The sequence below is a fragment of the Streptomyces griseoflavus genome (genome assembly GCF_014649995.1).
Taxonomy (GTDB): Bacteria; Actinomycetota; Actinomycetes; order Streptomycetales; family Streptomycetaceae; genus Streptomyces; species Streptomyces griseoflavus.
This window is the reverse complement of record NZ_BMUC01000019.1, coordinates 22,817-36,800: the sequence shown is the minus strand read 5'-3', so window position 1 is coordinate 36,800 and position 13,984 is coordinate 22,817. Positions and strand designations below refer to the sequence as shown.

Annotated in this window: 11 protein-coding genes; 5 read left to right on the top strand and 6 right to left on the bottom strand. The window is 71.9% G+C overall.

What is annotated here, in order from left to right:
- Positions 1–140: 140 nt before the first annotated feature.
- Positions 141–503: a four-helix bundle copper-binding protein gene (locus IE172_RS29875; protein WP_190100460.1), complete on the top strand. Its 363-nt coding sequence runs from the start codon at positions 141–143 to the stop codon at positions 501–503.
- Positions 504–568: 65 nt separating this feature from the next.
- Here the strand turns inward: IE172_RS29875 and IE172_RS29870 are convergent, their stop codons facing one another.
- Entirely contained in the window at positions 569–1,840 is a 1,272-nt protein-coding gene (locus IE172_RS29870) for an LCP family protein (RefSeq protein WP_190100459.1), read from the bottom strand.
- A 118-nt stretch (positions 1,841–1,958) separates the two neighbouring features.
- Between IE172_RS29870 and IE172_RS29865 the strand changes: the two genes are divergently transcribed.
- Positions 1,959–2,516 carry an acyl-CoA thioesterase gene (locus tag IE172_RS29865; RefSeq protein ID WP_190100458.1) on the top strand — a complete coding sequence of 186 codons (558 nt, stop codon included), beginning with the start codon at positions 1,959–1,961 and terminating at the stop codon, positions 2,514–2,516.
- 7 nt (positions 2,517–2,523) lie between these two features.
- Here IE172_RS29865 and IE172_RS29860 read toward each other — a convergent pair whose 3' ends face one another.
- Entirely contained in the window at positions 2,524–3,999 is a 1,476-nt protein-coding gene (locus tag IE172_RS29860; RefSeq protein ID WP_190100457.1) for an LCP family protein, read from the bottom strand.
- A gap of 127 nt (positions 4,000–4,126) precedes the next feature.
- Between IE172_RS29860 and IE172_RS29855 the strand changes: the two genes are divergently transcribed.
- Positions 4,127–5,164: a glycosyltransferase family 2 protein gene (locus IE172_RS29855; RefSeq protein WP_190100456.1), complete on the top strand. Its 1,038-nt coding sequence runs from the start codon at positions 4,127–4,129 to the stop codon at positions 5,162–5,164.
- Between the two features lie 55 nt (positions 5,165–5,219).
- On the opposite strand, the gene IE172_RS29850 is transcribed toward IE172_RS29855, so the two are convergent.
- From IE172_RS29850 to IE172_RS29835, 4 genes are all read right to left on the bottom strand, one after another.
- Positions 5,220–6,794, bottom strand: a complete 1,575-nt coding sequence (locus IE172_RS29850) for an LCP family protein (protein ID WP_190100455.1) — start codon at positions 6,792–6,794, stop codon at positions 5,220–5,222.
- A gap of 352 nt (positions 6,795–7,146) precedes the next feature.
- The gene (locus IE172_RS29845; RefSeq protein ID WP_190100454.1) at positions 7,147–8,943 is read right to left on the bottom strand and encodes an LCP family protein; all 1,797 of its coding nucleotides are present in this window, start codon (positions 8,941–8,943) and stop codon (positions 7,147–7,149) included.
- A gap of 242 nt (positions 8,944–9,185) precedes the next feature.
- Positions 9,186–10,409: an LCP family protein gene (locus tag IE172_RS29840; protein ID WP_190100453.1), complete on the bottom strand. Its 1,224-nt coding sequence runs from the start codon at positions 10,407–10,409 to the stop codon at positions 9,186–9,188.
- A 139-nt stretch (positions 10,410–10,548) separates the two neighbouring features.
- Positions 10,549–11,310 carry a TIGR03089 family protein gene (locus IE172_RS29835; RefSeq protein ID WP_190100452.1) on the bottom strand — a complete coding sequence of 254 codons (762 nt, stop codon included), beginning with the start codon at positions 11,308–11,310 and terminating at the stop codon, positions 10,549–10,551.
- Positions 11,311–11,439: 129 nt separating this feature from the next.
- Between IE172_RS29835 and IE172_RS29830 the strand changes: the two genes are divergently transcribed.
- Together IE172_RS29830 and manB are read left to right on the top strand one after the other, a co-directional pair.
- The gene (locus tag IE172_RS29830; protein ID WP_190100451.1) at positions 11,440–12,864 is read left to right on the top strand and encodes a peptidoglycan recognition protein family protein; all 1,425 of its coding nucleotides are present in this window, start codon (positions 11,440–11,442) and stop codon (positions 12,862–12,864) included.
- A gap of 95 nt (positions 12,865–12,959) precedes the next feature.
- On the top strand, positions 12,960–13,984 hold a 1,025-nt coding region (gene manB, locus IE172_RS29825), incomplete at its 3' end, for a mannose-1-phosphate guanylyltransferase (RefSeq protein ID WP_229886565.1).

Below are 13,984 nucleotides of genomic sequence, written 5' to 3'. Positions count from 1 at the left end.
AGCAGACGACCTGTCCCGGGCGCCCGCCGGGGCGGGGACCCGGGGGGCCCGCCGTTCCTGTGGTGCTCATGGGTCGGGGGGCGTAGGACGAAAGGAGCGGGGGGCGAGCGCCGGCCCCCGCCTTCGCCCCGGGAGGAACCATGACCCAGCAGCCCACCATGGAACCGATGAGCAGGGAGACGCAGGACTGCGTCGCCGCCTGCATGTCCTGCCACAGCGTGTGCGAGGAGACCATGAGCTCCTGCCTGCAGGCGGGCGGCGAGGCCCGGATGCCGATCATGCGGGCGCTCATCGACTGTTCCGAGATGACCCGCATGTGCGCCGACATGATGATGCGCCGCTCGCCGCTGGCGAACGAGATGTGCATGATGTGCGCGCAGGCCTGCGACATGTGCGCCGAGGCGTGTATGTCGATGCCCGACGACGACGGGATGACGCGCTGCGCGGAGTCCTGTCGCCGCTGCTCCGAGATGTGCCGTGCCATGGCCGGCAGCACGATGTGAGGGCCCGGCCCGCACACGGTCGAGGGCACCCCCGCGGCGGGGGTGCCCTCGGCCGCGTACGGGCGTCAGTCGCCCTTGACGGTGACCTTCTCGTCGTTGTTGAGCTGGTTCACCAGCTGCTTCACCTTCGCCTTGTCCCAGAGCAGGTTGCCGCCGCTGGAGCCCGCGATGGGCATGTTCATGGACGTGCCGTCGCCGCCGCTGACGCCCTTCATCGCCCAGAACATGCCGGCCAGGTCGAACAGGCCCATCTCCTCGTCGACGACCAGGGAGTCCAGGCCCGCGCCCATCGTCGGGTAGAGCTTGAACGGGTTGAGGACCGTGCCCGGCGTGGCCACCTGGTTGGCGAGCGCGGAGAGGAACTTCTGCTGGTTCTTCGTACGGTCCAGGTCCGAGCCCTTGAGCGCGTACCGGGTGCGGACGAAGGCGAGGGCCTCCTCGCCGTTCAGGGTCTGCCTGCCCTTCTTGAGGTCGGCGCCGGACTTGGTGTCCTTGATGTCCTGCGGGATGTCCATCTCCACCCCGCCGACCGCGTCGACGATGCTCGCGAAGCCGGCGAAGCCGATCTCCACGTAGTGGTCGATGTGCAGGCCGGTGTTGAACTCGACCGTGCGGACCAGCAGTTCGGGGCCGTCCTCGGCGTAGGCGGCGTTCAGCTTCACCTGCCGGCCGGTGCCCGGGTAGGTCTTCCCCGACTCCGAGCCCTTGAAGGAGGGGATCTCCACGTTCGAGTCACGGGGCAGCGAGATGAGGGTCGGGCCGTTGTCCCCGGTGTGCAGGATCATCACCGAGTCCGTGCGCTTGCCCTCGGCGGATCCGGTGCGCAGCCTCTTCTTGTCCTCGTCGGACATGCCCGCGCGGCTGTCGGAGCCGACGATCAGGTAGTTGGTGCCCTCGCCCTTCTCGGGCCGCTCGATCACCTTCGACAGGTCGACCTCGCGGTTGAGCTTGGAGTCGGCCCAGAAGTACGTGCCGACGGTCGTGACGACCAGCACCGTGGCGACCGTGATGGCCGTCCACTTGATGCGGCGGCGCCAGTCGGGCGCGGGGCGCTGCGGACCGTGGCCGTCACCGCCGGGACCGCCACCGCCGGGCGTGCCGTAGACCTGGCCGGTGTTGTAGCCGCTGTCGTAGCCGTCCGCGCCGCCGTGCCCGCGGCCGTCGACGTACGAGGGCTGCTGCGGGACGCCGGCGTACCCGCCCTGCCCGGGAGGGGCCGCCGGGCCGCGGCGGACCTGCCGCATGACACGGGCGCTCTCGGGCTGCGCGCTCGCGCTCCCGCGTCCGTAACGGCTGCCGCGGTTCTCGTCGGACCATGCCTCGGGCCAATCATTCATGGCAGACAGTGTGCAGGCCGGACGGTGTGCCAGACAGGGGCGTCGGAAAATCGGAGCGGCGCTGTTGCGAAGCCGACACAAAACAGGGCGCACCCCACGGCGGCATAAGGTAGAGGCCATGACAGACCAGGCTCCAGCCGCAGCAACGGAGCGTCCGGGCATCCCGGGCAAATCCATCGCGGCGTCCCGTACGACCCTCAGCCACATCATGACCCACGGCGACACCAACCTCCTCGGCACCGTGCACGGAGGGGTGATCATGAAATTGGTGGACGACGCGGCGGGCGCCGTCGCGGGACGGCACTCCGGCGGTCCGGCCGTCACCGCCTCCATGGACGAGATGGCCTTCCTGGAGCCGGTCAGGGTCGGTGACCTGGTGCATGTGAAGGCGCAGGTCAACTGGACCGGCCGGACCTCGATGGAGGTCGGGGTGCGGGTCCTGGCGGAGCGGTGGAACGAGTCCACGCCCGCCACCCAGGTCGGGTCGGCCTACCTGGTGTTCGCGGCCGTCGACGCCGACGGCAAGCCGCGGCAGGTGCCGCAGGTGATACCCGAGACCGAGCAGGACAAGCGCCGTTACCAGGAGGCGCAGATCCGCCGCACGCACCGGCTGGCCCGCCGCCGCGCGATCATGGAACTGCGGGCGAAGCGGGCCGCGGAGGGGTTCGAGGACTAGTACCCGGTCAGGAGCAGCTCACCTCGTCGCCCCGCACCACGCCCAGCTCGCCCTGGCCCGGATCCTGGGCGCGCACCTTGTGCACCTTGACGAAGTCGGCGCCCGCGATCACCTTGAGGGTGGGGCCCTGGCCCTTCACCGCGCGCAGCTCGCTGCCGGGCAGGGCCGCCGCGAGGGACTTGGCGGAGCGGTCCCAGCGGGGGTCGTAGGCGACGACGGTGCGTTCCACGTCCTGCCGGGCCGCGTTGGCCGGGGTGCGGGTGGTGCCGAAGCCGGTCGCCGCGAGCGCCGCGTCCACGCGCCGGCCCAGCCCCGGGGTCCGGGTGCCGTTCTCGACCTGCACGCGGATCCGCCGCGGGTCGACCGGCACCCGCCGCGCCGCGTCGGGCGTGGGGCGCGCGGCGAGCGGCTGGTCCCGGCGGAGCGCGTCGAAGATGTGCTCCGCCTTCCCGGTGTCCCACTTCAGCGTCGAGCCGACGCCCTCGACGACGTGCCCCATCTTCGCGATCGGCACCGTCGTGAACTCCGAGGAGGAGGGCGAGAAGTCCCGCATCGCCCGCCCCAGGTCCAGCAGTTCACCGGTGCCGAAGCCCTTGTCGGCGCGGACCGAGCCGAGCACCGCGCGGGTCACGTCCCGGAACTTCATCGGGTTCAGCAGGATCCCGGAGGAGGTCGCGCGGTGCACCAGCGCGGCCATGAACTGCTGCTGGCGCTTCATCCGGCCGAGGTCGGAGGCTCCGTCGACGTGCCGGGCGCGGACGTAGCTCAGGGCCTGGCCGCCCTGGAGGGTGTGCCGGCCGGCCGGCAGGTCGAGGCCGGTGTGGCTGTCCTTCAGCCGCTGGTCGGTGCAGATCTCCACCCCGCCGACCACGTCGACGGTCTTCATGAAGCTGGTGAAGTCGACCTCCAGGTAGTGGTCGATCTTCACCCGGGTCATCTTCTCCACCGTGCGCACGGTCAGCTGCGGCCCGCCCTCGGCGTACGCCGCGTTCAGCTTGACGGGGTGCCCCTTGTGCTGTCGGCCGCTCACCCGGTCGGTGTGCGGGGGTGCCTCGGCGTAGGAGTCGCGGGGCAGGCTGACGACGCTGGCCCGGTCGCGGTCCTCCGAGATGTGCACGATCATGATCGTGTCGGTGCAGTGGCAGGGCGCCCCGCCGAGCCGGTACTTCTCCCTCTCCTGACGGCCGACCTTCTCGCGGCCGTCGGTGCCGACGAGCAGGATGTTCATGCCGTGGCCGGCCTCGGGCCGGTTCTTCATGTCGCGGAACGGGTCGACCCGGGCGATGTCCTCGTCGAGGCCGCTGAGCACCGCGTGGCCGATCCCGGCGGAGGCCAGCACCACGACCGACAGCGTGGTGACCGTGCGCAGCGCCCAGCGCGGCTTCCGGCGCGGGGGCACGGGCGGCCGCGGGCCCCGGCGGGGCTGCCGCGGGGGGTTGTGGGGTGCGGTGCGGGGCCGGGGGGACCGCGACGGCGTGGGCAAGGGGGCACCTCCGGACGACGGCCGTGCGTGGGATCGTGAGCACCGTAGGCCGATACGATCTGCGGCCCGGCGCACAGCCCCCCGGCGCGCGCCCGGTGTCCCCCGTTCGCGGTAACGTGAGCCTCCTATGAACGCCAATCCCGACGTGCGGCTCCCCGCCGTTTCCGTGATCATGCCCGTCCTCAACGAGGAGCGGCATCTGCGCGGCGCCGTCCGCGCGATCCTCGCCCAGGAGTACGCCGGCGAGATGGAGGTCGTGATCGCCCTCGGTCCGTCCACGGACCGCACGGACGAGATCGCCGCCGAACTCGTCGCCGAGGACCCGCGGGTGCACACCGTGCCCAATCCGACCGGCCGCACCCCGGCCGCCCTCAACGCGGCGATCAAGGCCTCGCGCCATCCGGTCGTGGTCCGCGTCGACGGGCACGGGATGCTCTCCCCGAACTACATCACCACCGCCGTACGCCTCCTGGAGGAGACCGGCGCGCAGAACGTCGGCGGCATCATGCACGCCGAGGGCGAGAACGACTGGGAGCACGCCGTCGCCGCCGCGATGACGTCGCGGATCGGCGTGGGCAACGCCGCCTTCCACACCGGGGGACAGGCGGGCCCCGCCGACACGGTGTACCTCGGGGTGTTCCGGCGCGAGGCGCTGGAGCAGCAGGGCGGCTACAACGTGGAGTTCATCCGCGCCCAGGACTGGGAGCTGAACTTCCGCATCCGTGAGGCCGGCGGGCTGATCTGGTTCTCGCCGGAGCTGAAGGTGTCCTACCGGCCGCGGCCGAGCGTGCGGGCGCTGGCCAAGCAGTACAAGGACTACGGCCGTTGGCGGCACGTGGTGGCCCGCTACCACTCCGGTTCGATCAACCTGCGCTACCTCGCCCCGCCGGCCGCGGTGTGCGCGATCGCGGCGGGGATCCTGGTCGGCGGGCTGCTCACGCCGTGGGGCCTCGTGGTGCCCGGTGGTTACCTCGCGGCCATCGTGGCGGGGTCCATACCGGCCGGCAAGGGGCTGCCGCCGAAGGCCCGGCTGCAGATTCCGGTGGCGCTGGCCACCATGCACATGTCGTGGGGCTGGGGCTTCCTGACCAGCCCGCGCTCGCTGGCGAAGAAGGTCATCGCCTCCCGGCGTCCCGCCGTCCGCGCGGACGCGCCGGCCGCCTGACCCACCGCGACGCGCAGGGGCCCCCTCCCGGCCGGGAGGGGGCCCCTGCGCGTTCTTACCAGGTGAAGGCGGGGTTGACGTGCATGCACGCCTGGTCGTCGGCCCCGTTGAGGGCCTTCGCCGACTCGGGGGTGGTGTCGTCGTCCTCGGGCGCCTCGTACCGCGTGCCCTCGCGCCAGTCGGCGCCCACCACGAGGGTGACGCCCGACACCTCGGTGGACCGCTTCACCTGGCCCGCCGGGACACCGAGGGCCTCGGCCACGCGCCGTGCGTCGCCCTCCAGGTCGGCGCTCGGGTAGCGCACGAGCGTCCGCTCCTCGCTGAGGGCGCCGGCGGTGTCCGCGGTCGCGGCGGTGAAGCCCTTCTCCTTCAGCAGCCCGCTGACCGTGCCGGCCCGGCCGCGGGCGGGCGCCAGGGTGTCGGTGCGGGTGCCGTTGCGGACCTGTACGGCGATGTCGGCGTCGGCGGCGGCCGGGTCGGACGGGGGCTTCTCCACGTCCTTCGGGGGTGCCGCGTCCTTGCCGTCGAGGGCGATGTCCTCGCGCACCAGACGGAACAGCTTCTCGGCGTCCTCGGTGGGCTCCACGCGGGCGCCCACGTACCGGTTGGGCATCGTGGTCATGGTGATGCGCTCCGGCTCCACCTTGCGCAGCTCGTTGCTGAGGTCGTACAGCTTCTTCACGGTGTCGAGCCCGGGGTCGACGGTGAGCGCCTCGGTGGCCTTCTCGGCCAGTCCGCGCAGCTTGCCCGGGTTGCTCAGGGTGGCGTTCTCCCGCAACTGGCGGACCATCGAGTTCATGTACATGTGCTGGGCCCGGGCGCGGGCCAGGTCGCTGCCGTCCTCGAAGCCGTAGCGCGTGCGCAGCCACTGCAGGGCCTGCTCACCCTTGACGGGGTGGGTGCCCTTCTCCAGTTTCAGCCCGGAGCCGTGTCCCTGGCCGTCGCGCGAGTGGATGTTGGCGTCGACGCACACCGGGACACCGCCGACCGCGTCCGCCATGGCCACCACGCCCGCGAAGTCGACCATCACGAAGTGGTCGATGTGGATGCCGGTGAGCTCCTGCCAGGTGGCCACGGTGCAGCCCGGACCGCCGTGACCGAGACTCTGGTTGGTCATCGCGCGTCCCCGGCTCGCCGGGTAGACCGTCCCGTCGTCCGGGTCGGTGCACTTGGGGATCTCGACGAGGGTGTCGCGCGGCATGCTGATCACGGACATGTTGGTGCGGTCGGCGGACAGGTGCAGCAGCATCTGCACGTCGGCGAGCGGGGCGGAGCCGAACGTCTCCCGGGCGCCGCCCAGTTGCTGGTTCTCCTCGCTGTCCCGCGCGTCGCTGCCGATGAGCAGGATGTTCAGCGGGGTCTGTCCGGCCGCGTTCGGCGTCGGCTCGGCGACCTTGCTGTCGCCCAGGTTGAGGGCTTCCTTCTTGATGTTGCCGTTCAGCTGCCGGTAGTAGAGGTATCCCGCCCCGGCAGCGCCGAGTATCAGCAGGGCGAGGACCGCGGCGGACCACTTCAGCAGCCGGCGTGCGCGCCGCGGGCGGGGGCCGCCGTCACCGGTGGGCGGGCCCTCCTCAGGTCCCGGCTCGCGCTCCTCGTCACGGAGCGTCTCCGGCGCGGCGTTCTGCGTCACGTCCCCCGTCCTTCCCACCCCTGGAACCCTCTCGTTTCGGCCGACAGGCCCGTCCTGCGTCCTGTTAGACGCACGAAGGGCCCGTCAGTTGCCCCAGGATGTGCGGCGACTTCCGCGAATAACCGAGCGGTGTCCGCGGGTTCCGGTGTCCGGAAGCCGTCCGTCCGGCCGCGGCGGTCCGTCACCGGCGGCAGGGCCGGTCCATGCCCGTGCGGATGCCCGTCCCGGAGCCGTTCAGCGCCGTCGGCGTCCTCCGGCCGGTCCCCGGCCTCCGGCGGCGCCTGCTGTGCCCGCACGGGAAACGGGGCCCGCACGGGAAACGGGCCCGCCCCGGGGGCGGGCCCGTCCGTCACTACTGGGCGCACTCCACCTTGTCCGCCGTGGACTTCTTGATGTCGTCCGGCGCTTTGTCCGGTGGCGTCAGCGACACCCCGGCGCCCTTGAAGTCCTTGCCCAGGGTCAGGGTCATCGCGGGCACGCCCTGCGCGTTGGTGACGCTCTCCCCGGGCTTCAGCGCCGACCCCGACAGTCCCATGATCTCGGCCAGCCGGCGCGCCTGGTCGGCCTGGTCCGGGGCGTACTCGAGGGTCGTCCTGGCCAGCGGCGCGGGGGCGTTGCCCGCGTTCTCCGACTTGGTGACGCCCTGCTGCACCTGGAGCCAGCTGAGGGTCGCCTGCGCGCTGCCGCCGACCGCACCGCCGTTGAGGATCCGCACCCGGACCTCGGAGGCCGGCGCCTTCTCGCCCTCCAGCCGGGCGGCGACCGCCGCCGCTTCCTTCTTCTTCTGCTGCTTGACCTCGGTGAACGACACGTCGTTGCGGATCAGGTCGAAGACCTGGGGCGCCTGCGCGGAGTCGAGCACGACGGTCGCCTTCACCTTCTCCGCCGGGTTGTCCACCACCGGCACGGTCGTGAAGGTCAGGTTCTTGACGTTGAGCTTGCCCAGCTCCAGACCGAGGTCCTTGAGCTTGTTGATGTTGTCCAGCTGGGAGTCGACGGTGAGCGCCTCGGTGCCCGCCTCGGCCAGCTTGATCATCTTCGAGGGGCTGGTGAGCGTGTCGTTCGACTTCAGCTTGCGCATCAGCGCGCTCAGGAACTGCTGTTGCAGCCCGATCCGGCTCAGGTCGCCGCCCAGGCCCACCGAGTGACGGGTGCGCACGAACGCCAGCGCGTCCTCGCCCTCGATGGTGTGCGTGCCCTTGGGCAGCTTCAGGTGCGAGTCCGGGTCGTCGATGTCCTTGGCCAGACACACCTCGACACCGCCGACCGCGGAGGTCAGCGTCTTGACGGCGTTGAAGTCGGCCACCATGAAGTTGTCCGGCGTGATCCCGGTCAGCTCGGTCACGGTCCGCATGGTGCAGCTGGGCGTGCGGCCGCCCTGGCCGAGGCTGGTGTTGAAACGGACGCCGGGGGAGCCGGGGATCACCTTCTGGCTGCCGTCCTCCTGCTCCGTCGGGCAGTCCGGGACGTCGACTATCAGGTCGCGGGGGATGCTCAACGCGGTGGCGTTGGAGCGGTCCTTGGAGACGTGCAGCAGGATCGTGGTGTCCGCGTGCCCCGCGCTGCCCTTGTCGCCGTAGCCCTCGTTGCCCGACCCGGTGCGCTTGTCGGTGCCGATCAGCAGGATGTTGATCGCCTTGTCCTTGCTGAAGCCACCGGTGCCCGCGCCGTCGTCGGAGACGGAGGTGATGTTGTCGTTCAGGTGCTCCAGGTACAGGTAGCCGCCCACGCCGGTGGCGAGCACCAGGAACGCCAGGGTGCCGCTGCCCCACAGCAGGACCTTCCTGGCCTTCCCCTTCCGCTTCACCGGCCGGCGGCCGCGCCGTCCCGGCGGCTCCTCCGGTGTGCTCCGGCGCCGGCGCTGCGGCGGCACCTCACGGCCGGGGGCCTCCGGCTCCGGTGTCTCCCGTCCCGGTCCGGTGCCGCGGCCGGGCTGCCCGGGCGCACGGCCCGGTGCCGCCGAACGGCCGCGCGGATTTCCCGCGCCGGATTTCCCCGGGCCCGGTGGGCGCGGCCCGCGCGGGCCCGGAATCGGTGACTGCGGTGAGGAATGACCCAGTCGCAGTTCGTATTCACCGGTATCCGGATTCAGTACCCACTGGTCTGCGGGATCGACGTTCTCTCCCCGCCCACGGCTGTGCGCGTCCACGGTCGCTCGAATCCTCCGTCGGGGCCACGCGGCGCCTTTCCCCTCCCAGGCGCTCGGGTCTCGGTCACACAGTGCGGGAACTCAGGAGGGACCTGAAGGAACGGACGCACCGGAGCGCTCACACTAACGGTCCTGATCGGTATCGGGCGACGTCGGTGACGAATTCCACGTCCCCAGAAGGGGCAATCCGCCCATTTCCCTGGACAAAGGTTCGTAGCCCGCGAGTTGACTTGGCCCGGCCTTTACGTACAGGTGTCCTCGGCGGCGGTGTTGCCGGAGTAGGTGGGAGCGGGGGAGGGGTTCTCCGACGGCTCCCCGGATTCCTTTTCCGTGGCCCTTTCGTCACGTTCCGTATGGACCGCGATGGGTGCGTCCGTGCGCAGCCGCTCGAACAGCTCTTCCGCCGCGGGCTGCGCGAGTTGGTCACGGTTGACGTCCCCGGTGTACGACTCCCGCGGCAGGGTGAGGAATTGCACGTCCTCCGTGGGGATCTCGCGCAGCCCGCGCACGAGTTCGTACAGACCCCGCAGGCTGGCCAGCTCCGGGTCGGTGGTGAGCGACGAGGTGGCCGCGTCGAGCACGGGGTAGAGCTTCACCGGATTCAGCAGCACGCCATTGCTGCGCACCTTGCTGACGAGCGCGCCGAGGAACCGCTGCTGCCGCTCCATCCGGCTGGTGTCGCTGCCGTCGCCGAGGGTCTTGCGGGCCCGTACGTAGCCGAGTGCCTGCTCGCCGTCCAGGGTCACCCGGCCCGCCGGGAGGTTCAGTTCCGCGTCCTTGTCGTCTATCGGCTCGCGCAGACACACCTCGACGCCGTCCACCGCGTCCACCATGTCCTTGAAACCGGCGAAGTCCACGACCACGTGATGGTCGACGCGGATGTCCGTGAGTTTCTCGACCGTGCGGATCGAGCACGCGGAACCGCCCAGTTCGAAAGCGGAGTTGAACTGGGCGAACACCGGTGCGGAGCGGGACCCGTCCGGGCGCCGGCAGTCCGGCACCTCCACCATCAGGTCCCGGGGTATCGACACCGCGGTGGCGCTGCGCCGGCCCGCCGACAGGTGCAGCAGGATCGCCGTGTCCGACCGCTCGGTCCCCGGGTCCCGTCCGTAGCGGCCGTTCTCCTCCCCCGCCCGCGAGTCCGATCCGATCAGCAGGATGTTCCGGGCGCCCTTGACGAGCGCGGTGGGCCGGTCCTCCTCGAACCGCTTCAGCTCGGCCGCCGCCGCCTCGTCCGGAGTGATGTTGCCGTCCAGCTTCATGTACACCGCCCACCCGGCTGCCGCGGCGGCCACCAGGACGACGGCGGCCAGGAGCCCCGTGCCGCGCGCCCAGCGCCGGCGGCGGCGCCGGACGCGGCCGCGCCCGGTGGGTGAGGAGCCCGACCCCGGGCCCAGGGCGCGCCCGGGGCCGCGGGCGCCCCCTGCCTCCGGCTGTCCGGAGGGAGTGCCTGCGGTGTCGCTCATGGCCGGGTCCACCCCTCACTGCGTACGGGACCAGGACGGCATGGGGTGCGTGGTGCGTGCCGCTGCCTACGACGATGGCCCGGGGGAGCGGGGGGTGGGGGGTGCTGATACGCCGAACGGGGGAGGGGGGCGGCGGCCCCTAGCGGGCGATGACCGTCACCCGCTCGCTCTCCACCCGCTTGTCCAGGGCCTCGTCCCCCAGGCGGTCCAGGTTCCGGCACAGGACCACCGAGCCGCCGGTCGCCAGCGGACCGTACAGGCCCGTGCGCAGACCCTCCCAGGTGTCGAACGGCAGCCCCGACAGGAGCCGGGAGCCGGGACCGGTCAGACCGAGCTCCGGCGCCTCGGCCCGGGCCCGCTCGACCACCTCCGCCCCGGTGAACTCCCGCCCCGCCACGATCAGCGCCGGCTCCTCCGGGTCGACGGGCGCGTACGGCACGAACCGGTCGCCCTGCCCCGGCACCTCCACCGCGTAGTCGGCGAAGCCCTCCGGCGGCTGCGGGAAACGCCCGCCGAGCGGCCTCAGCGCCAGCGCGATCCGGGGGCCCGGGCAGGCGCGCGCGGCGTCCAGCGACTCCGGCTCGGGACCGCTCACCGCCACGTCCGCCGCCGCAGGGTCCCCGGCCACGTCCGCGATCACGCCCACCGACGCGCACGCCAGCAGCCAGACCGCCGTCTGCCAGTGCGCGGGCAGCAGCAGGGCCACCCGGTCGCCGGGCTCGACGGACAGCTCGTCCTGGAGGAGGTTCGCCGTCTTGGCCACCCAATTGGCGAAGGTGGCCACGGACAGTTCGACGCGTTCGCCCGTGGCGTCGTCGTAGAAGGTCACCAGGGGGCGTCCCGGGTCCGCGGCGAGCGCGGAACTCAGCAGGTCGGCAGGGGTGCGGTCGGTGGCGTTCACCCGCCAAAGGGTACGCGGCCCCGTCCGTGCGCACCGTCCGCGCGGGACACCGGTTCGGGGGAACCGGCCCCGACAGCCCGTCAACTCCGCGATGGACAGATTTGTATGACTATGTCCAAGATCAGGGGCATGCGTGGAATTCTTGCTTCCTCAATCGGTGTCACCTGCGCCGCCGCCCTCGCCCTCCCGCTCGCCCCGCCCGCCGTCGCGGGTTCCGCGAGACCGGCCCCGACGGCAGAAGCGGCCACGCGCGCGGCGGTGACCAACCCGTCCGACGTGCCCGGCAGCACCCAGTCGCTGCCCCTGCGGCCCCTCACCCACGACCGCGCCTCCGGCGCCGCGGTCCTCGGCCTCGCCCCCCGCGCCGTACGGCACTTCTCCCTCCTCGGCGTCGTCTGGGACGACCCGGCCGCCCGACTGCACCACAGCGTCCAGGTCCGCACCCGCGCGGCCGCCACCGGTGGCTGGTCCGCCTGGCAGGACGTCGAGACCCACTACAGCGACCACGCGGCCGATCCCGGCTCCGCGGAAGCCGACTCGGGCCGGGTGCGGGGCGCCACCGCGCCGCTGTGGGTGGGGGAGTCCGACGGGGTGGAGGTGCGGGTGCGGCCGGAGCCCGGCGAACCCGGTGACGGCCCGGCGGCGCCGTCCGGGCTGCGGCTCGAACTCGTCGACCCCGGGGAAGCGGACACGGACACGGACACGGAGACCGACGCGGACACGGGCTCGGACGAGGAGGCCGACGACAGCGCCGCCGCGCCGCCCGGTGACGCCGTGGAAGGGCGTACCGGGCCCATGACCGCCGAGGCGACCGCCGCCTCCGCCGCCAACGCCGGACTCGTACGCCTCGGCGCCACCGAGATCCCCGAGCTGGACGGCGAACGGACCCGGCAGGAACTCCTCACCCTGCGCAAGGGCGAACTGACCGGGGAACAGCAGGCCAAGCAGTACATCGGGCCGCGCCCCGCCATCGTCACCCGGCGCGGCTGGGGAGCGGACGAGAGCCTGCGGGACAAGAGCTTCCCGTACACCGGCAAGGTCAAGGCCGCCTTCGTGCACCACACCGCGTCCGGCAACAACTACACCTGCGCACAGGCGCCTTCACTGATCCGCGGCTTCTACCGCTACCACGTCAAGAGCCTGGGCTGGCGCGACATCGGCTACAACTTCCTCGTCGACAAGTGCGGGAGGATCTACGAGGGCCGGGCCGGGGGAGTGGCCAAGGCGGTGAAGGGCGCCCACACCATGGGCTTCAACAGCAACACCACCGGCATCGCGGTGATCGGCTCGTACGGGTCCAAGAAGCCGTCGAGCAAGGCCGTGAAGGCGGTGTCCCGGCTCACCGCGTGGAAGCTCGGCCTCCACGGCATGAATCCGGGCAGCAAGACATACCTGACGTCCGGCGGTGGCAACCTCTACGGCAAAGGCAAGAAGGTACGAATGAACGTGATCTCCGGTCACCGGGACGGGTTCAACACCTCGTGCCCAGGGGGGAAGCTCTACAGCAAGCTCAAGTCCGTGCGGTCCACGGCGGCCCGCTACCAGGGACGCTGAGGCCACGGGCGTCTCCTCCTGCCGGGGAAGGGTCTGCATACACTGGCCGGCCGAAAGACAGTTCGGCCGGTCCCGGCAGGAAGCAGAGACGACAGGTGACAGAAGCGATCCTCCTGGTCGGCGGCAAGGGCACGAGGCTGCGCCCGCTCACGGTGCACACGCCCAAGCCCATGGTCCCGGCGGCCGGGGTGCCTTTCCTGACGCACCAGCTCGCGAGAGCGAGAGCGGCCGGCGTCGAGCACATCGTCCTGGCCACCTCCTACCTGGCCGAGGTCTTCGAACCCCACTTCGGTGACGGGGCGGCGCTCGGGCTGCACATCGAGTACGTGACGGAGGAGGAGCCGCTCGGCACCGGCGGCGCGATCCGCAACGTCGCGTCCCGGCTGCACTCGGGCCCGGACGAACCGGTGCTCGTCTTCAACGGGGACATCCTCACGGGGCTGGACATCCGGGCGCTGGTGCGCACCCACGAGACGACCGGCGCGGACGTCTCGCTCCACCTCACCCAGGTGACGGACCCCAGGGCGTACGGGCTGGTCCCGACGGACGACACGGGGAGGGTGCTCGCCTTCCTGGAGAAGCCGCAGACGCCGGAGGAGATCGTCACCGACCAGATCAACGCGGGGGCGTACGTCTTCCGGCGCTCGGTGATCGACACGATCCCGGCGGGGCGGGTGGTGTCGGTGGAGAGGGAGACGTTCCCGGGGCTGCTGGCGGCCGGGGCGCACCTGCAGGGGATGGTCGACTCGACGTACTGGCTGGACCTCGGCACCCCGGCGGCGTTCGTACGGGGCTCGGCGGACCTGGTGCTCGGGCGCGCCCCGTCCCCGGCGGTGCCCGGGCGCTGCGGTGACCGGCTGGTGCTGCCCACGGCGACCGTGGCACCGGACGCGAAGCTCGCGGGCGGGACGGTGGTGGGCGAGGGCGCGTTCGTGGCGGAGGGCGCGCGCGTCTTCGGCAGCACGATCCTGCCCGGGGCGGTCATCGAACCCGGCGCGGTCGTCACCGACTCGCTGATCGGCACGCGGGCGAGGGTGGGGGAGCGGTCGGTCCTCACCGGCACGGTCATAGGGGACGGCGCCACCATCGGCGCCCACAACGAACTCCGGGAGGGTGTCCG

What these genes read in the sequence shown, in the direction of transcription:
- IE172_RS29865 (WP_190100458.1), top strand. Translation starts at nt 1,959, where the DNA reads ATGACAGACCAGGCTCCAGCCGCAGCAACGGAGCGTCCGGGCATCCCG.
- IE172_RS29830 (WP_190100451.1), top strand. Translation starts at nt 11,440, where the DNA reads ATGCGTGGAATTCTTGCTTCCTCAATCGGTGTCACCTGCGCCGCCGCC.
- IE172_RS29870 (WP_190100459.1), bottom strand. Translation starts at nt 1,840, where the DNA reads ATGAATGATTGGCCCGAGGCATGGTCCGACGAGAACCGCGGCAGCCGT.
- IE172_RS29840 (WP_190100453.1), bottom strand. Translation starts at nt 10,409, where the DNA reads ATGAGCGACACCGCAGGCACTCCCTCCGGACAGCCGGAGGCAGGGGGC.
- IE172_RS29855 (WP_190100456.1), top strand. Translation starts at nt 4,127, where the DNA reads ATGAACGCCAATCCCGACGTGCGGCTCCCCGCCGTTTCCGTGATCATG.
- IE172_RS29875 (WP_190100460.1), top strand. Translation starts at nt 141, where the DNA reads ATGACCCAGCAGCCCACCATGGAACCGATGAGCAGGGAGACGCAGGAC.